At 67.5% G+C, this 25634-nt stretch carries 20 protein-coding genes and 1 riboswitch; of the genes, 17 read left to right on the forward strand and 3 right to left on the reverse strand.

The window, feature by feature from the left end; all coding sequences use genetic code 11:
- The first annotated feature begins 55 nt into the window (after window positions 1-55).
- The 8 genes from pncB to bcsZ (ABE472_RS10660) all read left to right on the forward strand — a co-directional run bounded on the left by pncB (window position 56) and on the right by bcsZ (ABE472_RS10660) (window position 13840).
- On the forward strand, window positions 56-1234 hold the full coding sequence (pncB, locus tag ABE472_RS10625) for a nicotinate phosphoribosyltransferase (RefSeq protein ID WP_346462881.1): 1179 nt from the start codon (window positions 56-58) through the stop codon (window positions 1232-1234).
- 299 nt (window positions 1235-1533) lie between these two features.
- A complete protein-coding gene (gene bcsD / locus ABE472_RS10630) occupies window positions 1534-1992 on the forward strand; it encodes a cellulose biosynthesis protein BcsD (protein ID WP_313209267.1) in 459 nt (152 codons plus the stop codon).
- 24 nt (window positions 1993-2016) lie between these two features.
- Window positions 2017-2376 (forward strand): hypothetical protein, encoded by a 360-nt coding sequence (locus ABE472_RS10635; RefSeq protein WP_313209269.1) that lies wholly within the window; start codon window positions 2017-2019, stop codon window positions 2374-2376.
- A 99-nt stretch (window positions 2377-2475) separates the two neighbouring features.
- Entirely contained in the window at window positions 2476-4626 is a 2151-nt protein-coding gene (bcsA, locus tag ABE472_RS10640; protein WP_346466156.1) for a UDP-forming cellulose synthase catalytic subunit, read from the forward strand.
- The gene (gene bcsB / locus ABE472_RS10645; RefSeq protein WP_313220001.1) at window positions 4623-6962 is read left to right on the forward strand and encodes a cellulose biosynthesis cyclic di-GMP-binding regulatory protein BcsB; all 2340 of its coding nucleotides are present in this window, start codon (window positions 4623-4625) and stop codon (window positions 6960-6962) included. The genes bcsA and bcsB overlap by 4 nt, the downstream gene beginning before the upstream one ends.
- A 2-nt stretch (window positions 6963-6964) precedes the next feature.
- The gene (gene bcsZ / locus ABE472_RS10650) at window positions 6965-8128 is read left to right on the forward strand and encodes a cellulose synthase complex periplasmic endoglucanase BcsZ (RefSeq protein ID WP_346462879.1); all 1164 of its coding nucleotides are present in this window, start codon (window positions 6965-6967) and stop codon (window positions 8126-8128) included.
- Entirely contained in the window at window positions 8110-12591 is a 4482-nt protein-coding gene (locus ABE472_RS10655; RefSeq protein ID WP_346466157.1) for a cellulose synthase subunit BcsC-related outer membrane protein, read from the forward strand. The genes bcsZ (ABE472_RS10650) and ABE472_RS10655 overlap by 19 nt, the downstream gene beginning before the upstream one ends.
- A 100-nt stretch (window positions 12592-12691) precedes the next feature.
- Window positions 12692-13840, forward strand: a complete 1149-nt coding sequence (gene bcsZ / locus ABE472_RS10660; protein ID WP_346466158.1) for a cellulose synthase complex periplasmic endoglucanase BcsZ — start codon at window positions 12692-12694, stop codon at window positions 13838-13840.
- A gap of 37 nt (window positions 13841-13877) precedes the next feature.
- Here bcsZ (ABE472_RS10660) and ABE472_RS10665 read toward each other — a convergent pair whose 3' ends face one another.
- From ABE472_RS10665 to ettA, 3 genes are all read right to left on the reverse strand, one after another.
- A complete protein-coding gene (locus ABE472_RS10665) occupies window positions 13878-15194 on the reverse strand; it encodes an NCS2 family permease (RefSeq protein WP_346466159.1) in 1317 nt (438 codons plus the stop codon).
- Window positions 15195-15262: 68 nt separating this feature from the next.
- Window positions 15263-15937: an outer membrane beta-barrel protein gene (locus tag ABE472_RS10670; RefSeq protein ID WP_346466160.1), complete on the reverse strand. Its 675-nt coding sequence runs from the start codon at window positions 15935-15937 to the stop codon at window positions 15263-15265.
- Between the two features lie 216 nt (window positions 15938-16153).
- Window positions 16154-17818, reverse strand: a complete 1665-nt coding sequence (gene ettA / locus ABE472_RS10675; RefSeq protein ID WP_121042662.1) for an energy-dependent translational throttle protein EttA — start codon at window positions 17816-17818, stop codon at window positions 16154-16156.
- A 236-nt stretch (window positions 17819-18054) separates the two neighbouring features.
- On the opposite strand from ettA, the gene ABE472_RS10680 reads away from it, so the two are divergent.
- From ABE472_RS10680 to nusB, 9 genes are all read left to right on the forward strand, one after another.
- Complete coding sequence (locus tag ABE472_RS10680) at window positions 18055-18531, forward strand: RcnB family protein (RefSeq protein ID WP_265309649.1); 477 nt, start codon at window positions 18055-18057, stop codon at window positions 18529-18531.
- A gap of 152 nt (window positions 18532-18683) precedes the next feature.
- Window positions 18684-19937 carry a serine hydroxymethyltransferase gene (gene glyA, locus ABE472_RS10685; protein WP_070471705.1) on the forward strand — a complete coding sequence of 418 codons (1254 nt, stop codon included), beginning with the start codon at window positions 18684-18686 and terminating at the stop codon, window positions 19935-19937.
- Between the two features lie 34 nt (window positions 19938-19971).
- Window positions 19972-20364: a hypothetical protein gene (locus ABE472_RS10690; RefSeq protein WP_313209289.1), complete on the forward strand. Its 393-nt coding sequence runs from the start codon at window positions 19972-19974 to the stop codon at window positions 20362-20364.
- A 249-nt stretch (window positions 20365-20613) separates the two neighbouring features.
- Window positions 20614-21135, forward strand: a complete 522-nt coding sequence (gene nrdR / locus ABE472_RS10695; RefSeq protein WP_019182518.1) for a transcriptional regulator NrdR — start codon at window positions 20614-20616, stop codon at window positions 21133-21135.
- Window positions 21136-21205: 70 nt separating this feature from the next.
- Entirely contained in the window at window positions 21206-22288 is a 1083-nt protein-coding gene (gene ribD, locus ABE472_RS10700; RefSeq protein WP_346466161.1) for a bifunctional diaminohydroxyphosphoribosylaminopyrimidine deaminase/5-amino-6-(5-phosphoribosylamino)uracil reductase RibD, read from the forward strand.
- A 188-nt stretch (window positions 22289-22476) separates the two neighbouring features.
- A riboswitch (FMN riboswitch) is annotated at window positions 22477-22621 on the forward strand.
- A gap of 76 nt (window positions 22622-22697) precedes the next feature.
- On the forward strand, window positions 22698-23300 hold the full coding sequence (locus ABE472_RS10705) for a riboflavin synthase (protein ID WP_070426607.1): 603 nt from the start codon (window positions 22698-22700) through the stop codon (window positions 23298-23300).
- Window positions 23297-24412, forward strand: a complete 1116-nt coding sequence (gene ribB, locus ABE472_RS10710; RefSeq protein WP_313209295.1) for a 3,4-dihydroxy-2-butanone-4-phosphate synthase — start codon at window positions 23297-23299, stop codon at window positions 24410-24412. Before ABE472_RS10705 ends, ribB begins: the two co-directional genes overlap by 4 nt.
- Before the next feature lie 186 nt (window positions 24413-24598).
- Window positions 24599-25066 (forward strand): 6,7-dimethyl-8-ribityllumazine synthase, encoded by a 468-nt coding sequence (ribH, locus tag ABE472_RS10715; RefSeq protein ID WP_313209297.1) that lies wholly within the window; start codon window positions 24599-24601, stop codon window positions 25064-25066.
- Window positions 25063-25542: a transcription antitermination factor NusB gene (gene nusB, locus ABE472_RS10720; protein ID WP_313209299.1), complete on the forward strand. Its 480-nt coding sequence runs from the start codon at window positions 25063-25065 to the stop codon at window positions 25540-25542. The genes ribH and nusB overlap by 4 nt, the downstream gene beginning before the upstream one ends.
- The last annotated feature ends 92 nt before the right edge of the window (window positions 25543-25634 follow it).

A 25634-nucleotide genomic window follows, 5' to 3' on the forward strand; every position in this document is an offset into this window, starting at 1 on the left:
ACGCTGCGGGCACCGGCCGTTGGCCGTACCCGGTGGCGGGCGCATAATCCCCAGCATGATCATCCAGTCCCTGCTCGACACCGACCTGTACAAATTCACCATGATGCAGGCGGTGCTGCATCAGTACCCCGGCGCGCAGGTGCAGTACCGGTTCAAGTGCCGGACCCCGGGCATCGACCTGGCGCAGTTCATCGACCAGATCAACGCCGAGATCGACCACCTGTGCAGCTTGCGATTCAGTGCCGAAGAGCTGGACTACGTGCGCGGCCTGCGCTTCGTCAAACCGGATTTCGCCGATTTCCTCGGCCTGTTCCACCTGGACCGCAAGTACATCGCGCTGCGCCCCTCGACCACCGTACCCGGTGAGATCGATCTGGACATCACCGGGCCGTGGCTGCACACCATCCTGTTCGAAGTTCCGCTGCTGGCGATCATCAACGAGGTCTGGTTCCGCAACACCACCGACTCGGATTTCAGCGAGGGCGAGCGCCGCCTGCAGGCCAAGACCGCGCTGCTGCGCGATACCCCCGGCTTCGAGCTGTGCCGGATCGCCGACTACGGCAGCCGCCGCCGTTACTCGCGCGAGTGGCACGGGCGGATGCTGCCCATGCTGCGCGACGCGCTCGGTGCGCAGTTCGTGGGCACCAGCAACGTGCATTTCGCCCGGCTGTACGGCATGACCCCGCACGGCACGATGGCCCATGAGTACCTGCAGGCGTTCCAAGCGCTCGGCCCGCGCCTGCGCGATTCGCAGGTGGCGGCGCTGGAATCCTGGGCGCGCGAGTACCGCGGCGACCTGGGCATCGCGCTGTCGGACGTCGTCGGGCTGGACGCCTTCCTGCGCGACTTCGACATGTACTTCTGCAAGCTGTTCGACGGCGTCCGCCATGATTCCGGCGACCCCTTCACCTGGGGCGACCGCATGCTGGCCCACTTTGAGAGCCGCCGGGTGGACCCACGCAGCAAGGTGCTGGTTTTCAGCGACGGGTTGAACATCGAAAAGGTGATGCAGCTGTTCGATTACTTCCGCGGCCGCTGCCAGGTGGCCTTCGGGGTCGGCACACACCTGACCAATGACCTGGGCCCGACCCCGCTCAACATCGTCATCAAGATGGTCCGCTGCAACGGCCAGCCGGTCGCCAAGCTGAGCGATTCACCCGGCAAGAGCATGTGTGATGACCCGGGGTATCTGGCGTATCTGCGCCAGGTGTTCGAGTTGCCGGCCGAGGGTTGAGCGTTGCGGCCGGGCGGTGGATACGCCGCGGCGTCACACTTTTTCGCCCGCCCTGCCGGGGAGGGGCGACGCCACGGGGTGCCGTCACGGCCGCCCGGGACCTCGGGCATTCCACGTTTCCGTTCAGCCCACTGGCCGCGGGTGACGCGGCGCGTCAGGAAGCGACGCAGCGCGCTCGCTATGCAGGAAAGCCAGATGTGCCACAATATTGTGAGGCGTAGTTCACACTTTTGACCGACATCGATGCCGGTAATTGCCCGTATACCGCCTCTGCATCGTGGTTCGTCTAGGCTTTCCAGATGAATTCATCAGCATTGCTTGATTACTACCGTGCCCATTCGTGCTCTCCTCAGTGGCGCGGCTTCCTGCTTGCGCTCTGCGAAGAGTTCGACAGTGCGTTGCCCGATGCCGAGCTGTCCCGGCTGATGGCGCGTATCGGTGAGCGCTTCGGCCGTGACCATGCGCTGCCGGCGGTGGCGACGCTGGAGGAACTGCAGCATGCGGCCAACGCCGTGTGGTCGTCGACGGAGTGGGGGCTGGTCGTATTCGAGGAAGCGCCCGAACAGGTGCGCATCCATCATGCCGCCTCGCCGTTGTCGGCGGTGCTCGGCGCCCGCGCCGGGTGGGACACCGGGTTTCTCGAAGGTGTGTACCGGCAGTGGTTCCGCGCCGCCGGGATGATGTCGGTGCTGGATGTGCGCTATCTGCAGAGCGATCATCCTGATGTAGCCACGTACACGCTGTCGCGTGTGTTCTGAATCCCTCCCCCTTTCGATGGTGCCATGAGCAAGCTTCAGCAACCTGCCGATTCAGAGAGCCACGACGACGTGGCCGGTCTCTTCAACCGTCTGGGGGACCGCGATGACACGCGTGCTTACCGGGATTTCTCTCATAGCCAGTCCCGCGTCAGCGCGGTGGCCAAGCCGCGCGACGAGGCGCCGCCGCCGATTCCGGCCGTGGTCCTGCCGCCGGTGGCCAGTGCCGCAGCGGTGATCGCGCCGGCCCAGGCTGCACCGGTGGAGACACCGACCAGTGCCGCACCGGCACAGAAAACACCGTTGGAACAGGTGTTCCAGCGCTTGGCGGGCGCGCGCAGCGCGACGCCGGGGCACAGCCCGTTGAGCCGGTTGCGCCAGGGTTGAAACGTAGCCGGTGATCGTCCGTCACGCCCTTTCGGGGCGGGGCGACGGGCCGGCTGATGCAAGGGGATGCCGCTGCCTGCGGCCGTGTTGGGGAACATCATGAGCAAGTCTTCCACCCCGAGAGGGGATGCCGTTCTGGCCCGTCTGGCGCTGCTTGCGCTGGCGGTCGGCGGCGCCATGCTGCTGGCCTTCGTGGTCACCGTTCCGATGGAGATCGGCCAGCAGTTCCTGTTCTCGGCGGTGGTGTTCCTGATCGCCCTGTGCCTGCGCAACCGCGAGAACCGGTTGATCCCGCTGATACTGATGGGCCTGTCGCTGGTGATGTCCACGCGCTACATGTACTGGCGTCTGACCGACACCATGGGCATGAGCAGCTTCGTCGATCTGACCCTGGGCCTGGGCCTGGTCGCCGCCGAGGTCTACTCGTTCATCGTGCTGGTGCTGGGCTACTTCCAGGTGGCGTGGCCGCTGCACCGCAAGCCGATGCCGCTGCCCGAAGATCAGTCGTTGTGGCCCAGCGTGGATGTGTTCATCCCCACCTACAACGAACCGCTCTCGGTGGTGCGCACCACGGTGCTGGCGGCGACGGTACTGGACTGGCCGGCCGACAAGCTCAACATCTACCTGCTCGATGACGGCCGCCGTGAGGAATTCCGTGAATTCTGCGACGAGGTCGGGGTGCAGTACATCACCCGGACCAACAACAGCCACGCCAAGGCCGGCAACATCAATGCGGCGCTGAAGAAGACCACGGGCGACTACGTGGCCATCTTCGACTGCGACCACATGCCGACCCGCTCGTTCCTGCAGATGTCGATGGGCTGGTTCCTCCATGACGAAAAGATGGCGGTGGTGCAGACCCCGCACTATTTCTTCTCTGCCGATCCGTTCGAACGCAACCTGGGCAACTTCGGCCGCGTGCCCAACGAAGGCGAGCTGTTCTACGGCCTGCTGCAGGATGGCAACGACCAGTGGAACGCGACCTTCTTCTGCGGCTCCTGCGCGGTGATCAAGCGCGGCCCGCTGGAGGAAGTCGGCGGGGTGGCGATCGAGACCGTCACCGAGGATGCGCACACCGCCATCCGCCTGCACCGCGCCGGTTACCGCAGCGCCTACATCCCGGTGCCGCAGGCCGCTGGCCTGGCCACCGAAAGCCTCTCGGCGCACGTCGGCCAGCGCATCCGCTGGGCCCGTGGCATGGCGCAGATCCTGCGGGTGGACAACCCGATGTTCGGCAAGGGCCTGAGCTTCGTGCAGCGGCTCTGCTACACCAACGCGATGCTGCACTTCTTCTATGGCCTGCCACGGATCATCTTCCTGACCGCGCCGCTGGCCTTCCTGTTCTTCGGCGCCCATGTCATCCACGCCTCGGCGCTGATGATCCTGGCCTACGCGCTGCCGCACATCGTGATGGCCAACCTGACCAACCTGCGTGTGCAGGGCAAGCATCGCCATCTGCTGTGGAACGAGGTGTACGAGACCACGCTGGCCTGGTACATCCTGCGCCCGACCCTGATGGCGGTGATCAACCCCAAGCTGGGCAAGTTCAACGTCACCGCCAAGGGCGGCCTGGTCCAGCGCAGCTACTTCGATGCGCAGATCGCCCGCCCGTACCTGTTGCTGCTGCTGTTGAACCTGGCCGGCGTGATCGCCGGCATCGTGCGGATGGTGATGGCCGAGACCAGCGGCGAGGTCAATACGATCTGGTTGAACCTGGGCTGGACCGTCTACAACATGATCATGCTTGGCGCGGTCATCGCCACCTCCAGCGAACAGCGCCAGATCCGCCGCGCGCACCGCGTGCCGCTGAACATGCGCGCCGTGCTGCATCTGCCTGATGGCCAGGCGCTGCCGTGCCGCACGCTGAACTTCTCCACCGGTGGCATGGCGATCCGCCTGGACCAGGTGCAGCCGGTACAGCCGGGCACACGCGTCGAGGTCGAGCTGGCCCATCGCCAGCGCAGCCAGCGGTTGCCGGCCGAAGTGCGGCATGACCGCGACGACCAGGGCATCAGCATCCAGTTCGGTGAGCTCACCCTGGAACAGGAGCGCTGGCTGGTCACCTCCACCTTCGCCCGCGCCGATATCTGGGTAAAGCTGTGGGGTCGCCATGACCGCGATACCTTCCTGCGTTCCACCACCGACGTCCTCAAGGCCAGCATGCGCGGCTTCCACCGCCTGGGCAGTTTCGTTCTTGCGGGAGGCCGCAAGGATGGCCCCACCCCGCCGCGCACCGGAGATTCCGCATGACCCGTCGTGACCGTTCCCTGTTCCGCCCGGTGCGCGTGCCGCGTCCGTCCGCCGCAGCGGTGGCGTTCACCCTGACCCTGCTGTGTGGCGCGGTCTACGCGCAGGATCCTGCGGTACCCGCAACGGCCACGCCCGTCGCCGCACCCGCCGATGCCGCCCCGGCAGTGCCGGTGCCGCCTGCCGCGCCAGCGGCTGGTTCGCGGCAGAGCCGCGCCACGCTCAAGCAGCTCGGCATCGATTACGAGATCACTCTGCGCGGCATCCAGGGCACCGCTGGCGTGCCGTTCTCGATCCGCAACGATCAGGTCGTCGATCGCGCCTCGCTGCACCTCAAGTACAGCTATTCCCCGGCGCTGCTGCCCGACCTGTCGCACCTGAAGGTGACCGTCAATGACGTCACCGTAGCGACCCTGCCGACGCCGGTCGACCAGGCCGGGCGGATGATCGAGCGCGATATCGATATCGATCCGCGCATGATCATCGACTACAACCGGATCAACCTGCAGTTGATCGGCCACTACACGCGCGAGTGCGAGGATCCCGACCACACCAGCCTGTGGGCCAATATCGACCGCGCCAGCTACCTGGAGCTGGGCTGGGCGCCGCTGCAGCTGACCAATGACCTGTCGCTGCTGCCGGTGCCGTTCTTCGATGCGCGCGATACCAACCGGCTGGAGCTGCCGTTCGTGTTCACCGGGCAGCCGGGGCAGGGCCTGCTGCAGTCGGCCGGTATCGTCTCCTCCTGGTTTGGCGCGCTGGCCGGCTACCGCGGCGCGTTGTTCCCCGCTTCGATCGATACCGTCCCGCTGGAGGGCAACGCGGTGGTCGTGGCGACCCCGCGCAACCCGCCCGCCGGCCTGGTCCTGCCCGACATCAGTGGGCCGACCCTGGCTGTGATCGCCAACCCCAACGATGCCAACGGCAAGCTGCTGCTGGTGCTCGGCCGCGACGATGGCGAACTGCGCATCGCCGCCACCGCATTGACCCTGGGCGCGCCGCTGTCCGGCCCGACCGCGAGCATTGGCGACTTCAAGGAGATCGCGCCGCGCAAGCCGTACGATGCACCGAACTGGATCCCGAGTGACCGCCCGGTACGCGTTTCCGAGCTGGTCCAGCAGACCAGCGAGTTGAACGTCGTCGGCTACCATCCGGACCTGATCCGGATCGGCCTGCAGTTGCCGCCGGATCTGTTCGTGTGGCGTCGCGACGGCATTCCGTTGGACCTGCGCTACCGCTACACGCTGCCCGAAGGCGCGGACAAGTCCGCGCTGAACATCAGCATCAACGATGCCTTCGTCACCACGCTGCCGTTGAACGGTCGCCCGGCACCGCGCTCGGTGTCGGACATGCTGTGGAACAAGCTCAAGGCGCCGGGCGCGATGCCGATCCAGCAGAAGGTGATGCTGCCGACCGGACCGTTCTCGTCCAACAGCCAGCTGCGCTTCCACTTCTTCTTCGATCGCCCGCAGGCGGCCGAGTGCAAGAACACCTTCCCGGATGTTTCCGCGGCGATCGATGGGGATACCAGCATCGATCTGAGCGGCTTCGACCACTACATGGCGATGCCCAACCTGGCCGCCTTCGGCAATGCCGGCTATCCGTTCACGCGGCTGGCCGACCTCTCCGAGACCGTGCTGGTGCTGCCGGACAACCCCAATGCCGATGACGTCGGCAACGTGTTGACCCTGCTTGGCCGCATGGGTGCCTCGACCGGTTACCCGGCGCTGCGCAACCGCATCATCGCCGCGCGCCAGGTCGGCGAGCATGCCGACCAGGATCTGGTGGTGCTCGGTTCGCGCCGCAGCCAGCCGCTGTTCGGCGAATGGGCCGCGCACCTGCCGATCGGCGAGGCGGGGCAGTCGCGCCGCGTGCAGCTCTCGGACTGGGTGTTCGAACGCATGCCCTCGTTCCTGTCGCCGGATGCACGCCGCACCGATCTGCCGACCACCGCCGAAGTCTCGGTGCGTCCGGATGCGGGCGACGTCGTGCTGATGGGCTTCGAATCGCCGTTGCGCAAGGGCCGCAGCGTGGTGGCGGTGATGGCCGACGACCCCGCCCAGGTCAACCGCCTGTTCGAAGCGTGGTTCGATCCGGACCGCCTGCGTGATTTCCAGGGCAGCGTGGTGCTGCTGCAGAAAGACAAGGTGCGCAGCCTGGCCGGTAACCAGAGTTACTACGTCGGCCACCTGCCGCCGCTGACCTGGCTGCGTTGGTACTTCTCGCAGAGCCCGCTGCTGCTGGCCGCCTTCGTGGGCCTGGGCTGCCTGTTGCTGGCGCTGATCGCGCGCTGGCTGCTCAAGCGCAATGCCAAGGCACGTATCGGGATGTCCGGCTGAGCATGCGCGACACGTCCGACCCCGCGCCGGCGCCGCCGCGCCGTCGCTTCCTGCAGGCGCTGGCGGCCGCCGGTGTTGCCGCCGCGTTGCCGCTCGATGCCCTGGCGCAGGCCTGTGGCACGCCGTGGCGTGAGTGGCGGGCGTTCGTCGATCGGCATATCGAGGCCGATGGCCGCGTGGTCGACCATCTCAATACCGATCTGCGCAGTACGTCCGAATCGCAGTCCTACGGACTGTTCTTCGCACTGGTGGACAACGATCCGATCCTGTTCGATCGGATCCTGGCCTGGACCCGCCGCCACCTCTGCCGAGGCCGCGCGGATCTCAATCTGCCGGCATGGCTGTGGGGCCGGGCCGCTGATGGCCAGTTCCGCGTGCTCGACAACAACACCGCCTCCGATGGTGAGGTGTGGATCGCCTACGCGTTGCTTGAAGCCGGCCGCTTGTGGAAGCGCCCCGGCCTGGTCGAGGCCGGCCGGCAGACGCTGGCGCTGATGCGCACGGCCGAAGTCGTCGAGCTGCCCGGCTTCGGACCGATGCTGCTGCCGGGCAACCGCGGCTTCGTGCAGGCCGACCGCTGGACGCTCAACCCCAGTTACCTGCCGCTGTTCGTCCTGCGCCGCTTCGCCGCCGTCGATGCACGCGGTCCGTGGGCGCGGCTGGCCGAGCGCAGCGTGGCGATGGTGCGCGCCAGTGCACCGGTCGGCTTCGCGCCGGACTGGATCGCCTGGAACGGCAAGGCCTTCGTGGTCGACCCGGCCAAGGGCGCGACCGGCAGCTACGATGCCATCCGCTGCTATCTCTGGGCGGGCATGACCGACCCGGCCGATCCGCTGCGACGCACCTTGCTCGATGGCCTGTCCGGCCCGGTATCGCTGCTGCGCGCGCAGGCCGGCTTCGCCGAGAAAATCGAGACGCGTCGTGGCGTTGGCACCGGCGCACCGTCGCCGGGCTTTGCCGCAGCGCTGCTGCCGTATCTCAGTGCCCTCGGCCAGCCCGCGCTGGCCAAGGTGCAGCTGGCGCGGATTCCCGCGGCCGGCACCCTCAACTATTACGATCGTGCCCTGGTGCTGTTCGGCAAGGGCTGGATGGATCGCCGCTACCGTTTTTCTGCCGATGGGCGACTGCTGCCCGCGTGGAGTTCGCCATGTTCCGCAAGACCCTGACACCCCTTTGCCTGGTCGGCCTGTGCGTGTTGACCGTGCCGGCCTTTGCGCAGAACGCGTCATCGACGCAGCAACTGGTCAGCCAGGGCAACTACTGGCAGGACCAGGGCCGCGAGGACCTGGCGGCCGATGCGTGGCGCAAGCTGCTGGCGACCGATCCCAACCAGGCCGATGCGCTGCTCGGCCTGGGCCTGATCGACCTCAACCAGGGCCGCCGTGCCGAAGCGCAGAAGCGTCTGCAGCAGCTGCAGGCACGTCATCCCTCCTCGGCGCAGACCACGCGCCTGCGCATGGCGCTCGGCGGCGGTGGAGGTGGCAACCAGCTGCAGACCGCCCGTCGCGCGGCGGCAGCCGGTCGCTATGTCGAAGCGGTGCGCGCCTATGACGAAGCGTTCGGTGCCGGCGGCCCGCCCAATGATCTGGCGCTGGAGTACTACCAGGTGCTCGCCGGTACGCCCGAAGGCTGGACGCGTGCCCGCGACGGCCTGCGCCGTATCGCCACCGGCAACAACAACCCGGCCAAGCTCGCGCTGGCCCAGGTGCTGACCTATCGCGAGCCGACCCGGCGCGAAGGTATCGCCCAGCTGCGCGCACTGAGCCAGGCCAACGATACCGCCGGTCCTGCGCGCGCGGCCTGGCGCCAGGCGTTGCTGTGGCTCAACGCCACCAACGCCGATGCGCCGCTGTACCAGGCCTTCCTGGAGGTGGTGCCGAACGATCGCGAGGTGGCCGCCAAGCAGGCGCAGCTGCGTGAGCAGGCCATCGCCAACCGTCCCGCGCCGCAGGACCCGAACCAGCGCCTGCTCGGCGAGGGCTTCCGCGCGTTGGACAGCAACAACCTGCCCCAGGCCGAAGCCCGCTTCGCGCAGGTGCTGCGCGCGCGGCCGCGTGATGCCGAGGCGCTCGGCGGGCTGGGCTCGGTGCGCCTGCGCCAGGAGCGCTTTGGTGAAGCCAATGAACTGCTGCGCCCGGCCGCCGCGATCAACGGCAAGTGGCGCAGTGCCGCCGATGCCGCGCGCTACTGGCTGACCCTGCAGGAGGTGCGTCGCCAGCCCAGCGGCGATGCCATCACCCGCGTGCAGCAGGTCATCGCGCTGCAGCCCAAGGAGCCCGCCGGCTACGTCGCGCTGGCCGACCTGCAGAGCGGCAGTGATCCGGTCGCGGCCGAACGCAGCTACCGCAAGGCACTGGAACTGGAGGCCGGCAACGCCGGTGCGCTGCAGGGCCTGGTCGGTCTGCTGGGTCGCCTGGGCCGCGCCGATGAAGCGGCCGCGTTGTTCGACCGGCTGACCCCGGCCCAGCAGGAAAGCGCCGGTGGCCAGTCCGTCCTGCGTGCCAACCTGGCCCGCGCCCGCGCACAGCAGGCGCTGGCCGAGGACAGTATCGAGATGGCGCAGATCGAATTGGAAGATGCGCTGCTGGTACAGCCGCGCGATCCGTGGCTGCGGCTGGAACTGGCGCGCCTGTACAAGCGTGCCGGCCGCCCCGACCAGGCCAACGGCGTGATCGAGGGGCTGCGCGCGCTGGATGACAGCTCGGCGACCTCGTTGTATGCCCAGGCGCTGTTCGCCCAGGAAAACAGTGACTGGCCGCGCGCGTATGCGTTGCTCGAACGCATTCCCACCGCCTCGCGTGATTCGGAAATGACCGCGCTGCACGACACCGCGTGGGTGCAGGTGCAGGCCGCCCAGGCGCGCTCACTCATGCAGCGCCAGCGCAGCGGCGAAGCGCAGTTGCTGCTGGCCCGCGCCGAAGCTGCACTCGGCGACCGGGTCAAGAATCCGTCCATCGTGGCCGCGTTGGCCGGTGCCTACGCCGACATCGGCAGCCAGCAGCGCGCCCTCGTGCTCGCGCAGCGCCTGATTGAAGGCGGTTCGCCCAGCGTCGACAACCGTCTGGAATATGCCTCGGTGCTGCTGCGCGCCGGTCGCGACGGCGAAGTCGCCGCGATCCTGCGCCAGCTCGCCGACGTGCCGCTCTCGGCGAGCCAGCAGACCCGTTTGAACGATCTGCGCAGCGGCTACGTGTTGCGCCAGGTCGATGCGCTGCGCGAACTCGGCAATCTTGAAGGCGCGTACGCGGTGTTGGCCCCGGCGCTGGCCGAGCGCCCGCAGGACCCGCGCAACATCGCCGCCCTGGCACGGCTGTATGCCGCCGCGGGCGACAACGGCCAGGCCCTGGCGCTGTATCAGCAGCAGCTGCAGTTGGCGCCGGGCGATCTGGATGCGATGGTCGCCGCGGCTGGCAGTGCCGCGGCGATGCGCGACATGGACCTGGCCGAACAGTATCTCGAGCGCGCGCTGAAGCAGGCACCGGAATCGCCGGATGTGTTGGCGGCGGCAGGGCGTGTGTATCGCGCGGCCGGCAAGAACCGCCGCGCCGAAAGCTACTTCCGCGCGTCGCTGGCAGCCGCCGCGAAGGGCAGTGGCCAGCTCGACAATGGCTACCCGCAGGCGAGCACCGCAATGCTGGCAGGCGGTGGCAGTTTCAATCCGTTCGCCGGGCTCAACCGTGGCGGTGTCACCCGTACTGCGGCGCTGCGCGACGGTGGCCTGCCGTTGCCGGCCGCCACTGCACGCCTGGCTGCCGAACCGCTGCCGATGGACGCCGGTCCGTCGATGGCCATGAGCCTGGGCCCGGCCAGCGTCACTCCGGTGATCGATGCCGATGGCCTGCCGGACCCGGTCATGGCCACGGCTGCGGCCAGTGGCGGTGTCGCGCTGCCGTTGCCCGTGCCCGGCTCGCGCCAGGTGCCCAGCCAGGCGAGCGCACCGCGCGCCTCGCGCAACACCGCGCTTGGCCCGCTGCCGCCGGCTACCACTGGCAACGGCGTGCTCGATGAGCTGCGCGCGCTCAAGGCCGAGAACAGCAGCAGCCTGGCGGTCGGCGCGGCATACCGCACCCGCGCGGGTGAAGCCGGCATGGGCCAACTCGATGATCTGCAGGTGCCGCTGGAAGGGCAGTTCGCGGTCGGCGATGGCAAGCTCAAGGTCACGGTCACCCCGACCGTGCTCGATGCCGGTCGCCCCGATCCCGAATACACCAGTGCCAGCCGCTTCGGCGGTGGCCCGCAGGCCGCCTTGGCCGGTGCACTGGCCGCCGACCGCACACCGGTCGATGACCTGGTCGGCTCGTCGCTGTACCAGACGCTGCTGACCCGTGGCGAGAGCAATGCCACCCGCAATCTGATCTACGACCGCGCCCTGGACAACGGCCGTTACCAGGAGCTGTTCAACCAGACCGATGGTTCGCTCACCCAGGCCGAACGTGCGGCGGCCGCGCGTGCGCTGCTGTTTGCCGATCCGCTGCCGAGCTACATCCTCAGCCGTGACCTGGCCAACACACCGATCAGCGACATCGCCACCCAGGTGCTGGGCAATGCCGGCCTGGTGCGCGGGCTGACTGCGGCCGAGCAGGCCCAGCTCAAGACACTCGCCCAGGGCGGTGGTGGATCGCAGACCCCACAGGCCTTCCAGGACACCCTGTACGCGATGGTGGCCAATGCGGCCGGCTCGCAACGGATGAGCTCGCAGGATGCCAGCGGTGCCGGCGTCTCGGTGGGTTACGAACGTGGTGGCTTCCGCGCCGATGTGGGCAGTACGCCGCTTGGCTTCGATGACACCCAGATCGTCGGCGGGATCGGCTACCGCGGCCAGATCGGCGATGCGCTGACCTGGTCCGGCGAAGCCTCGCGCCGCGCCGTGACCGACAGCCTGCTGTCGTTCGCCGGGGTGGAAGACGGGCGCAACGGCCTGCGCTGGGGCGGGGTGACTGCCAGCGGCGCCAAGCTCGCCGCCACCGTCGACAACGGACAGCTCGGCGGCTATGCCAGCGCGTCCTGGCACCGCCTGGAAGGTGAGAACGTGGCCGACAACGACCGCCAGGAAGTCGGTGTGGGCGTATACGTGCACGCGCTGGAAACCACCAACCAGTCGCTGACCGCCGGCCTGAACCTGACTGCGATGCAGTACGACCGCAACCTCAGCGGCTTCACCTACGGCCACGGTGGCTACTTCAGCCCGCAGCGCTATGTGGATGTCGGCTTCCCGGTGCACTGGAACGGTCGTACGTCCAGCGGCCGCGTGGCCTGGCAGCTGGATACCAGCGTCGGCGTACAGCACTTCAAGGAAGAGGCCGCGCCGTACTTCCCGACCAATCCGGCGATGCAGCAGGCTGCCTACGAGGCCGCCTCGATGGCCGCGCTGCTCGGCCTGACCACGGAGTATGTCGATCCGGTCTACACCGGCCAGACCAAGACCGGCGTGTCCTACAACCTCAGCGCCGCCGCCGAATGGCAGCTGTCCTCGCAGCTGTTCCTGGGCGGGCGCATGGAGTTCAACAACGCGCGTGACTACCGACAGTTCGGCACCAGCCTGTACCTGCGCTTCCTGCTCGACCGCCTCGGCGCCGGGCTGGGCAAGCAGCCGCAGCCGCTGCGCTCGCCGTACGCCTCGGGTGAATGATCACCGTCATGCGCTGATAACCGGCCCGCTGCCAGGCTTTACCTGGCTGCGGGTGTCCCGCAGGCTTGGCTGGTTCCTGCTGTGAAGAGGCTGATGTCCCGTGACTGAATCCCGAGCGTTCCACCCGATGCGCCGCCGCCTGCTGCAGGCGCTGGCCGTGACCCCGCTGCTGGCCTGTTCGGCCAATGGTCCGGCACGTGGCCCCGGCCCGTGGACGGCGTGGCAGGTGATGCGCGCCTCCAGCGTGACCCCGGACGGCCGCATGGTCGACCATAACAACGCCGACCAGCGCTCGACCTCCGAAGGCCAGTCCTACGCGCTGTTCTTCGCGCTGGTGGACAACGATCAGCCGCTGTTTGACCGCCTGCTGCGCTGGACCGAGGACAACCTCGCCGGTGGCAGCATGACGCAACGCCTGCCGGCCTGGTTGTGGGGGCGCGATGCCGCCGCCAATGCGTGGAAGGTGCTCGACGACAATCCCGCCAGCGACTCGGACGTGTGGCTGGCCTACACCCTGCACGAAGCCGCGCGGCTGTGGAAGCGCCCGGCGCTGCGGCAGACCGCCGAGGCGATGCTGGCCGCGATCCAGGTGCAGGAACTGGTGGATGTGCCGGGCCTGGGCACGATGCTGCTGCCGGGGCCGAATGGGTTTGCGACCGAAGATACCTGGCGCTTCAATCCCAGCTACGTACCGTTGCCGCTGCTGCGCCGGTTCGCCGCACTGGACCCGACCGGGCCGTGGACGACCGTGATCGGCAACAGCGTTCGATTGCTGCGCGATACCGCGCCGCACGGCTTTGCGCCGGACTGGACCGCGTGGCGCGACGGCGGTTTCATCGCCGATCCGGACAAGGGCCCGCTGGGCAGTTACGACGCGATCCGCTGTTATCTGTGGGCGGGCATGACCGCGGTCAACGATCCCAGCTTCCGTCCGGTGCTGGAGGCCCTGCATGGCCCGCTGACGGTACTGCGCGATGGCCAACCCATACCCGAGAAGGTCAACACGCTCACCGGCGTGCGCGAGGGCACCGGCAACTACGGCTTCCATGCCGCCTTGGTGCCCTACCTGCAGGCGCAGGGCGAAGCAGACCGCGCAAAGGCGATGGTGGCCGGCCTGCCAACGCCGGAGCAGCAACGCGCCGCGCCGCCGCGCTATTACGAGCAGGTGCTCAGCCTGTTTGCCCTGGGCTGGTACGAAGGCCGTTATCGCTTCGCCGCCGATGGCCAATTGCGGCCGTCCTGGGCGTGATCCGCCGCCTACCGACCGCAGCTCGGTAGGCGCACCCTCATTCCAGCGCGTAACGCAGCACGAACAACCCGGCCACCAGCCATACCGCCGGGTGCACCTCGCGCCAGCGCCCGGTGCCGGCCTTGAGCACCGCATACGCGATGAAGCCGAAGGCCAGGCCATTGGCGATGGAGTAGGTGAACGGCATCGCCAACGCGCACAGGGCGGCCGGCACCGATTCGGTCAGGTCGCCCCAGTCCACATCGACCAGCTCACGCAGCATCAGCCCGGCCACGAACAGCAGGGCAGGGGCGGTGGCGTAGCCGGGCACCATCGCCGCCAGCGGCGAAAACAGCAGCGCGGCCAGGAACAGCGCGGCCACCACCAACGCGGTCAACCCGGTGCGGCCACCGGCCTGCACGCCCGAAGCGCTTTCAGCGAAGGCGGTGGTGCTGCTGGTCCCGAGCAGCGAGCCGGCCACGATCGCGGTGCTGTCGGCCAGCAACGCGCGGCCGAAGCGCTTCTGTGCGCCCGGTAGTTTCAGCAGCCCCGCGCGACCGACCACGCCGTACAGCGTGCCGGTGGCATCGAACACTTCCACCAGCACGAACACCAGCACCACCTGCAGCAACACCGCGATCGGCGCGCCGCCGTTGTGGTGCAGCAGCCCGGGCAGGTCCAGCTGCAGGAAGGTGGGGGCCAGGCTGGGCGGCAGCGACACCAGCCCAAGGAACTGCACGTCACCGAGCAGCCACGCCGCGCCGGTGACGGCCAGAATGCCGATCAGGATCGCGCCACGCACCTTGCGCGCCTCCAGGATCGCGATCAGCAGGAAGCCAGCCAGTGCCAGCAGCGGCGGCGCGGTGTTGAGCGGACCGAGTGCGACCAGCGTGTCGGTGTTGGCGATGATCACCCCGGATTTCTGCAGCGCGATGATCGCCAGGAACAGCCCGATGCCGGCCACGATCGCCGCACGCAGCGAGGGCGGGATGCCCGCCACCAGCCAGGCCCGCACGCCGGTGAGCGACAGCGCCAGGAACACCAGTCCGGATATGAAGACGGCGGCCAACGCCTGCTGCCAGGGCAGGCCGGCCGCGCCGACCACGGTGAAGGCGAAGAACGCGTTCAGGCCCATGCCCGGGGCCATGCCGACCGGGAAGTTGGCGGCGAACGCCATCACCAGCGAACCCAGTGCCGCGGCCAGGCAGGTGGCCACGAACACCGCGCCCGGGTCCATCCCGGTGGTGGCCAGGATGTCCGGATTGACGAAGACGATGTAGGACATCGTCAGGAAGGTGGTCAGCCCGGCCAGCACCTCGGTACGCACGGAGGTGCCGTGCTGCTGGAGCTGGAAGACGCGTTCGAACAGGGACATCGCAGATCTCTCGTGCCGGGGGCGCACTGCCTCGCCCAGGCGGACCTGCGGGTGCGTCGTGTGGCGGGTTAGAAGTGGTAATTCATCTTCAGCGTAACGCTGCTGTAGTCGGTATGGAAGCTGCGGCGGGCCGCGTCGGGGTAGTTCGGATCGTGCAGCTGCACCGGGCTGGAGCCCAGGTTGGTGTAGCGGTACTCCACGCCGGCGGACAGGCGCTCGTTGAACCGCACCAGCACGCCTGCACCGACATTGACGCCGGTGGAAACATGGCGGGCGCCGGTCTCGAATTCCGCCACGCGGCAGCCGTTGGTTTTCTCGACCAGCGATGTGTCGCAGCCCAGCGTGTATTCCTGGCGGGCCACGGTCACGCCGGTGGTCAGGTAGGGCAGCACCGGGCCGACCGCATAGCCGAGCATCAGGTTGACCGACCCCGACCGGGTCACCGCGTCCTTGCCGTAGTACGGGCTGTGCGGGTGGTGTTCGCGGTCCTTCCAGTCGCGGTCGATGCTGCCGATAGCGAGGCTGCCTTCGATGCCCGTCACCACGTTGCTGTCGAACTGCCAGGTGCGGCCGGCCTGCACGCCGCCGGTGAACCCGCGCGGGCTTTTTTCAGAGGCGTTGGCGTTGCTGCGGTCCTGGCTCTTGCCTTCTGCATGGCTCGCCTGGACGCCCATGTAGCGGCCTTCCCAGTTCGCCGGCGCCGCCGCGGCGGTGCCCGACAGCAGCAGGGCTGCGGTACTCATGACCAGTGCTTTCATTGGTGGTTTCCTACGTTGACCGCGATTGCAGGGTGCAATTGCGTGGGGTGCGTAGGAGACCTGAAGTCGTTATCTATGGATATGCAATTAATTGCATTCTGGTGCCTATGGCCAGCGGTGGGTACCGACCGGAATGTAAAACGGCCGCGCAGTGCGCGGCCGTCGGTGAAGCGTCACGACCAACGGTCGTGATCTGCCAGGTTACTTCAGCGCCTTGAAGCGCAGGCGCTTCGGTGCGGCGTCGTCGCCCATGCGGCGGCGCTTGTCTTCTTCGTACTCGCGGTAGTTGCCCTGGAAGAACTCCACGTGCGAGTCGCCTTCGAACGCCAGGATGTGGGTCGCGATGCGATCCAGGAACCAGCGGTCATGCGAAATCACGAAGGTGTTGCCCGGGAACTCCAGCAGCGCATCTTCCAGCGCACGCAGGGTTTCGATGTCCAGATCGTTGGACGGTTCATCGAGCAGCAGCACGTTGCCACCCTGCAGCAGGGTCTTGGCCATGTGCAGGCGGCCACGCTCACCACCGGACAGCGAGCCGACCAGCTTCTGCTGGTCCTGGCCCTTGAAGTTGAAGCGGCCGATGTAGGCGCGCGACTGGATCTCCACGCCATTGATGTTGAGGATGTCCAGGCCGCCCGCGATTTCCTGGAAGACGTTGTGGTTGCCTTCCAGCGCGTCGCGGCTCTGATCCACGTAGGACAGCTTGACGGTCGGGCCGACCACGATCTCGCCGGTGTCCGGTTTTTCCTGGCCGGTGATCATCTTGAACAGGGTCGACTTACCGGCACCGTTGGGGCCGATGATGCCGACGATCGCGCCACCCGGCACCAGGAAGTTGAGGTTGTCGAACAGCAGGCGATCACCGAACTTCTTGGAGACGTTCTTGAACTCCATCACCGCATTGCCCAGGCGCTCGCCCGGCGGAATGAAGATTTCGTTGGTCTCGTTGCGCTTCTGGTAATCCACCGACTGCAGCTCTTCCAGGCGGGCCAGACGGGCCTTGCCCTTGGTGCGGCCACCCTTGGCGTTCTGGCGCGACCACTCCAGTTCCTTCTGGATCGCCTTCTGGCGGGACTTTTCCTGGTTGTCTTCCTGACGCAGGCGGTCGTCCTTCTGGGTCAGCCAGTCGGTGTAGTTGCCCTTCCACGGAATGCCGCGGCCGCGATCCAGTTCCAGGATCCACTCGGCGGCGTTGTCCAGGAAGTAGCGATCATGGGTGACGGCCACGACGGTGCCGGTGTAGCGGGCCAGGAACTGCTCCAGCCATTCCACGGACTCGGCGTCCAGATGGTTGGTCGGTTCATCGAGCAGCAGCATGTCCGGCTTCTGCAGCAGCAGGCGGCACAGCGCCACACGACGCTTTTCACCACCGGACAGGGTGCCCACGATGGCTTCCCACGGCGGCAGGCGCAGCGCATCGGCGGCCACGTCCAGCTGGTTTTCCAGGGTGTGTGCATCGCCGGCGGCCAGGATCGCCTCCAGGCGCTCCTGTTCCTTGGCCAGCTTGTCGAAGTCCGCGCCTTCCTCGGCATAGGCCAGGTAGACGGCGTCCAGCTGGGCCTGGGCCTGCAGCACTTCGCCCACGCCTTCCTCGACCGATTCACGCACGGTCTTGGTCGGGTCCAGCTCCGGTTCCTGGGCCAGGTAGCCGACCTTGATGCCGGCCTGCGGGCGGGCTTCGCCCTCGAAATCGGTGTCCACGCCGGCCATGATCTTGAGCACCGTCGACTTGCCGGAGCCGTTCAGGCCCAGCAGGCCGATCTTGGCACCCGGGAAGAACGACAGCGAGATGTCCTTGATGATCTGCCGCTTGGGCGGGACCACCTTGCTGACGCGGTTCATGGTGTAGATGTATTGCGAGGACATGAGGTCTCCGAAGGCGCAACCCTGCGCCCGTTCCGGACGGAACAGGAACAGATGGAAGAAAAGGATGCCCCGATTATAGCCGGAAGCGATCAGTGCCGCCGGGAGCCACGAGCCCCGGGGCTTGCCGCCGCCTGAATGCGGGGTCAAAGCGCTTGAATTGGAAACCGTTTCCAGCCGGAGACCGTTCAGACGGCGTGCGCATGATGGAGCCATCAACCCACCAAGCGAGGCCAATCATGCGCATGAATCGATTTGTGGTCGGGGCCGTCGCCTCGCTGCTGGCCTTGGGCACCGTGGCCCCGGCCTTCGCCGATGACCATCGTGGCCGCGGTCACGACCGCCGGGAGTGGCGTGATGACCGCCGCGACAACCGCCACGATCGCCATGACCGGCACGATCGTCATGACCGTCGCGAGGTCCGCCACGACCGCCGTTACGACCCTCGCTACGACAACCGGGGTTACTACCGTCCGGGCCCGCCGCCGCCGCGCGTGGTCTATCGCCCGGCCCCGGGCTACGGCTCCTACGGCTGGGCGCGCGGCCACCGTTACCGCGAGTACTACGGCGGCCCGGTGTACGTGGTGAACGATTACAGCCGCTACTCGGTGCGCCGCCCGCCGCGTGACCACCACTGGATCCGCGACGACCGCGGCAACCTGCTGCTGGTCGCCATCGCCACCGGGATCATTGCCGACTACGTGATCAACCGGTAAGCCCGCCGGCAGGCGCGCTTGACGGCCTGGACGGCGCCCTTCGGGGCGCCGTTCCGCGTTCCGGGGCCGCGCGCCGGGATTGGTCACCCCGCGCCGCGGGGACTACAATCCAGAGCTCGCGCTGTACCCCCTCTGCCTGCCTGGAGTAACCGATGTTCCCGCGTGACGTCCGCATCGAAACCTACGATCCCGAACTGGCCAAGGCCATCGCCGCCGAAACCCAGCGCCAGGAAGACCACGTCGAGCTGATCGCCAGCGAGAACTACACCAGTCCGGCGGTGATGGAAGCCCAGGGCAGCCAGCTGACCAACAAGTACGCCGAAGGCTACCCGGGCAAGCGCTACTACGGTGGCTGCGAGTACGTGGACATCGCCGAACAGCTGGCCATCGACCGCCTCAAGCAGCTGTTCGATGCCGACTATGCCAACGTGCAGCCGCACAGCGGCTCGCAAGCCAACCAGGCGGTGTACTTCGCGCTGCTGCAGCCGGGCGACACCATCCTGGGCATGAGCCTGGCCCATGGTGGCCACCTGACCCACGGTGCCAAGGTCAATGCCTCGGGCAAGCTGTTCAACGCCGTCCAGTACGGTGTCGACGAAGCCGGCCTGATCGACTATGACGAGGTCGAGCGTCTGGCCCTGGAGCACAAGCCGAAGATGGTCGTCGCCGGTTTCTCGGCGTACTCGCAGGTGGTGGACTGGGCGCGCTTCCGCGCCATCGCCGACAAGGTCGGTGCCTACCTGTTCGTGGACATGGCGCACGTGGCGGGTCTGGTTGCCGCTGGCGTCTACCCGAGCCCGCTGCCGCACGCCCACGTGGTCACCTCCACCACCCACAAGACCCTGCGCGGCCCACGCGGCGGCATCATCATCGCCAAGGGCGCCAGCGAAGAACTGCAGAAGAAGCTGCAGTCCATCGTGTTCCCGGGCATCCAGGGCGGTCCGCTGATGCATGTCATCGCCGGCAAGGCCGTGGCCTTCAAGGAAGCGCTGGAGCCGGGCTTCAAGGCCTACCAGCAGCAGGTGGTCAAGAACGCCCAGGCGATGGCCAACACGCTGATCGCGCGCGGCTACAAGATCGTTTCCGGCGGTACCCAGAATCACCTGATGCTGGTCGACATGATCGGCAAGGATGTCTCGGGCAAGGATGCGGAAGCCGCGCTCGGCCTGGCCCACATCACCGTCAACAAGAACTCGGTACCGAACGACCCGCGTTCGCCGTTCGTGACCTCGGGCCTGCGCCTGGGTACTCCGGCGGTCACCACGCGCGGTTACGTGGAGCAGGACTGCGTGGATCTGGCCAACTGGATCGCCGACGTGCTCGACGCCCCGGCCGATGAGGCCGTGATCGCCCGCGTCCGCGACGCGGTCAGCGCGCAGTGCCGCAAGTACCCGGTTTACGGCTGATATGGGCGAGGGCCGGCAACGGCGTACCTACGCCGTGCTGGCCCTTGTCTGCGGCATCGTGGGGATGGCCGGCGGCGGCACGTTCGCCGCCATCGGGGTCTGGGTCGCGTTCCTCGAACCGACCTATCTCGATCGCGCCTCGCGCCTGTTGATCGGGGGCTGGGGAAGTGCGGGCCTGATCGGGGTATTCGGCTGGCTATGGTTGAGCAGCCGCTATCTTCGAGCGGGACGCACCGGCCTGCGTGACAGCGGGGCCTGGCCATGGGCTGCATTGGGCCTTGGGGGGATGGCCGCCGTGGCAGTCGTCGGCATGGCGTTCTGGCAGGCCGCCGCCAGTCCAACGGCGCTGGTCCTGCTGCTGGCGGGGCCGCCGCTGCTGCTGCCGGCGGTCATGCTGGTGCGGCTGCGGCGAACGCAGGGCACCTGACCGGATGCAGGCCCATCGCACACAGCGGCGCATAATGCTTTCGACGGCGCCTTGCCCGCGGCCGTCGCGCGCCTGATGGCAGGCCTGCCGCTGTTCTCCTGTACGGCGCACCTGCTGTGGTTGCGTCGGCGCGCCACCTAGACAGGGCTGGACTCTCCCCCCGTCCATTTGCTGTAGCCGGTCCCTCTCAGGTACCGTTGCGACGCTGCCGTGACCACGGCATGACGTTTTCCTGATGCAAGGCGTTCCATGTACTGTCCGTTCTGCCAGCATGCCGATACCCGTGTGATCGACTCGCGCGTCTCTGAAGACGGGGCGACGATCCGGCGTCGGCGTGAGTGCGAGGCCTGCAACGAGCGCTTCAGTACCCTGGAAACCATCGAACTTAAACTGCCGGCGATCGTGAAAAGCGATGGCAGCCGCGAGGCCTTCGATGCCCGCAAGGTCCGCAGTGGTTTTGACCGCGCGCTGCAGAAGCGCCCGGTTCCCGAGGACAAGATCGAGCTGGCGGTGCGCGCGGTGATGCAGCAGGCGCGTATCTGTGGCGAACGCGAAATCCCCTCGATCAAGGTCGGCGAGTTCGTGATGAACGAGCTGCGCAAGCTCGATCATGTCGGCTACGTGCGGTTTGCCTCGGTGTACCGCAGCTTCGAAGACGTGGCCGATTTCCGCGAGGAAATCGAGAAGCTCGAGCGCGAGCTGCCTTCCAGCACCGAACAGCTGCAGCTGCTCGGCGATGTGATCGCGCTGACCAAGAAAAAGAAAGGCTGAGCCTGCGCCGCATCGCGGCCACCACGGCTGAGCTACCATCGCGGCTGCCTGCCGCCGGACGCTCACCGCCATGACTGAATTTACCGCTCTCGACCACCAGCACATGGCGCATGCGCTGCGCCTGGCCGAGCGCGCCGCGTATACCGCGCGGCCCAACCCGATGGTCGGCTGCGTGATCGCACGCGATGAGGTGGTGGTCGGCGAGGGCTGGCACCAGCGCACCGGCGGCCCGCACGCGGAAGTGTTCGCACTGCGCCAGGCCGGTGAACAGGCCCGCGGTGCCACCGCCTACGTGACCCTGGAGCCATGCGCGCACCACGGTCGCACGCCCCCGTGTGCACTGGCCTTGATCGAGGCAGGGGTGACACGCGTGGTGGCGGCGATGCGCGATCCTTTCCCGAAGGTCGATGGGGGGGGCTTCGTGCTGCTGCGCGACGCCGGCATCGAGGTCGCCGAAGGGTTGATGGCTGCGCAGGCGCGCGAGCTCAACCACGGGTTCCTGTCACGCATCGAGCGCGGCCGCCCGTGGGTGCGGGTGAAGCTCGCGGCCAGTCTGGACGGGCGTACGGCGATGGCCGATGGCCGCTCCAAATGGATCACCGGTGCGGCCGCCCGCGACGATGTGCAGTACTGGCGTGCGCGTGCCGGTGCGATTCTCACCGGCGCGGCCACCGTGTTGGCCGATGACCCGATGTTGACCGTGCGGCTGGCCGATACCGAGGTATTGCCGCCCTTGCGGGTGGTACTCGATGCACGCCTGCGCTCGCTGGCGTGCGCGCGGGTGCGCGAGGGCGGGGCGCCGACCTTGTACGTGCATGACGCCGCGGTCAGCCCGCCGGACGGCGCCGATGCGGAGTTCGCCAGCGTGCCCAGCCATGACGGTCGTCTGGATCTGGGCGCGGTGTTGGCGATGCTCGCCGAGCGCGGCATCAATGACGTGCATACCGAGGCCGGCGCCACCTTGGCCGGCGCGTTGCTGGCTGGCGGCTGGGTCGACGAACTGTTGCTGTACCAGGCGCCCACGTTGCTCGGTGAGCATGGGCTGCCGCTGCTGTCCGGCCTGGGTATCCACGCGATGGAACAGCAGCGCCGGCTGCGCGTGGTGGACAGGCGCCAGGTGGGTGAGGACCTCCGCCTGTTGCTGCGCCCATAAAAAACGGGCCCCTTGCGGGACCCGTTCGATCATGGCGCGGCGCGGACGCCGCAGCCCGATCAGTAACCGATGTGTGTGCCTCCTCTCCACGGGGCGCAGCACTCAGTGGAATAGCTTAACACTTATTTAACTTAAAGCCCCCAGTCAGGGTGCCCTGTTACACTAGCCGCGCCGGTTCGCCGGTACACAAACGTCTTCAGGGCGGGGTGCGATTCCCCACCGGCGGTAGGTGCGCAAGCACGAGCCCGCGAGCGCTTCCCGGTCCTCCGGAAGGTCAGCAGATCCGGTCCGATGCCGGAGCCGACGGTATAGTCCGGATGAAAGAAGACGGTGCGGCCGGGCCTTGGTGCTCGGCGTGCACCTATATGCCTTGCGGCGTTTTTCGCTCACTTTCCGCGGAGAACGTTCCTTGTTTACTGGAATCATCGAAGGCGTCGGCCGTCTGGCCGCACGCGACACCCTTGGCGGCGATGTCCGCTTTACCTTTGACGTGGGCACCCTGCCGTTCGAGAACGTGCAGATGGGCGAAAGCATCGCCATCAACGGGGTCTGCCTCACCGTCATCGCTTATGACGCCACCCGCTTCCAGGCCGACGCCTCGACCGAGACGTTGGGCCTGACCACGCTGGGGCAGCTGGCCGACGGCGCCGTCATCAATCTCGAACGCGCGATGCGCCCGACCGATCGCCTGGGGGGTCATCTGGTCAGCGGCCATGTCGATGGCCTGGGCCAGGTGTTGTCGGTGCATGACGATGCGCGTGCCCAGCGCTGGCGCTTCGCCGCGCCGGCCGCGTTGCTGCGCTACATCGCCAAGAAAGGCTCGATCTGCGTGGACGGAGTCAGCCTGACCGTCAACGAGGTGGACGAGCAGGGCTTCGAGGTCGCTCTCATCCCGCACACCGTGGCCAACACCGCCTTCGCCGCAACGGCCGTGGGCAGTGCGGTCAATCTTGAAATCGATCTGGTCGCCCGTTACGTCGAACGTTTGTTGGGTGCAGGAGCACGCGCATGAATTTCGCCCCCATTCCCGAGATTCTCGAGGACATCCGCCTTGGCCGCATGGTCGTCATCGTCGATGACGAAGACCGCGAGAACGAAGGCGACCTGATCATGGCCGCCGAGCTGGTCAAGCCGTCGGACATCAACTTCATGGTCACCCATGGCCGTGGCCTGGTGTGCCTGCCGCTGACCCGTGAGCGCGCTGCCGATCTCGGCCTGGCGCCGATGGTCCAGGCCAACACCGCGCAGTTCCAGACCAACTTCACGGTCAGCATCGAGGCCGCCGAGGGTGTCACCACCGGTATCTCGGCCTACGACCGTGCGCACACCATCCGCACCGCGGTAAAACCGGACGCCAAGCCGGCCGACCTGCACCAGCCGGGCCACATCTTCCCGCTGATCGCCCAGCCGGGCGGCGTGCTGACCCGCGCCGGGCATACCGAGGCCGGCGTCGATCTGGCCATGCTGGCAGGCCTGGAGCCGGCTGGCGTGCTGGTGGAGATCCTCAACCCCGACGGCAGCATGGCGCGCCGCCCGGAGCTGGAGGTGTTCGCCCGCGAGCACGGCCTGAAGATGGGCTCGATCGCCGACCTGATCGCCTACCGCCTTGCCACGGAGAAGACGGTCGAGCGTGTGGACGAGCGCGAGATCGAGACCGAGTTCGGCCCGTTCACGCTGGTCACCTACCGCGACCGGATCGCGCACGACCTGCACTTCGCGCTGGTCCGCGGCACCCCGGATGCCGAGCCGACCCTGGTCCGGGTGCAGGTGGAAAACCCGCTGGCCGATCTGCTGCACTGGCGCCGCGATGATTTCGGGGTGGCCTCCACCGATGCCCTGCGTGCCATTGCCGCCGCCGAGCGTGGCGTGATGGTGGTGCTGTCGGCGCCGCGCGACACCAACAGCCTGCTGGCCCGCCTGCGCCAGCAGCCGGTGCCGGTGGTGCCGGGCAAGGACAAGGACGTGAGCCAGTGGCGCCGCAACGGGGCCGGGGCGCAGATCCTGTCCGACCTCGGCCTGGGCAAGCTGCGCGTGCTGGGCACCCCCCGCCGCCAGATCGGCCTGGCCGGGTATGGCCTGGAAGTGGTCGAGACGGTGGAGAACGCTTCATCGCCTGCGCGCTGACGCCCCACGATCTGCTTCGCAGATCACGGGCGCCTCTTAACCAAAATCCAGACCCCCGCCGCTTCGTGGCAGCCCCCTGACTCTCAGGGGGCTTTGGCCCCCGACCCGACCCATAACGCATGGCGACCCGGCTACACGCGGCCATGCGCTAGAATATTCACCTATTAAATGGACCCCACGCCGAACATGAGCCATTACGAAGGCGACCTCCGTACTCCGGAAACGGCCCGTTTCGCCATCCTCGCCAGCCGCTGGAATGCCCGCATCACCGACGTGCTGGTGGCCGGTGCGCGGCAGAGCCTGGCCGGCAACGGGATCGACGAGTCCGCCATCGACGTGATCCGCGTGCCCGGCGCATGGGAACTGCCGCTGGTCGCTGCGCGTCTGGCGGCGGCCCATCAGCATGCCGCGATCATCACCCTGGGCTGCGTGATCCGCGGCGATACCCGCCATTACGAACACGTGGCCGACCGCTGCGCCGAAGGCCTGATGCGCGTGCAGCTGGATTTCGGCGTGCCGGTGCTCAATGGCGTGCTGGCGGTGGAACGGGCCGAGGATGCCGAAGCCCGCGCGGGGGGCAGCCACGGCAACAAGGGGGAGGAAGCCGCACTGACGGCGTTGGAAATGGTCAATCTTCTGGAGCAGCTGCCATGAACAAGTCAAACCCGGGCAAGCCCTCCGGTAAGCCCGTCCGCCGTGATGGCGTCGACCCCGTGCTGCGTTCGCGCGCCCGGCGTCGTGCGCTGCAGGCGATCTACGCGTGGCAGATCTCCGGTGGCAATGCGCAGAGCGTGATCGCCCAGTTCGCCCACGAACAGGCCCGCGAAATCGCGGATCTGGCTTACTTCGAAGCGCTGGTGCACGGCGTGCTCGACAACCGCAAGGATCTGGACGCGGCGATCGATCCGTACCTGGATCGCGGCATCGAAGAAGTGGATGCGATTGAACGCGCCGCGCTGCGTGTGGCTGCGTATGAAATGCGTTACCGCCTGGACGTGCCGTACCGCGTCGTGATCAACGAAGCGATCGAATCGGCCAAGCGTTTCGGTTCCGAACACGGCCACACCTACGTCAACGGTGTGCTGGATCGTGCCGCCGTGGAATGGCGCAAGGTCGAATCGGGTCACTGACCCGCCGGTGGCAATGAGCCGCCGGTGGTAATGACCCGCCTGGTAGTGGGGGGGGGGGGGGGGGGGGGCCCCCCAGGGGGGGGGAGATGAAT

Source organism: Stenotrophomonas sp. TWI809, assembly GCF_039673205.1.
GTDB lineage: Bacteria > Pseudomonadota > Gammaproteobacteria > Xanthomonadales > Xanthomonadaceae > Stenotrophomonas.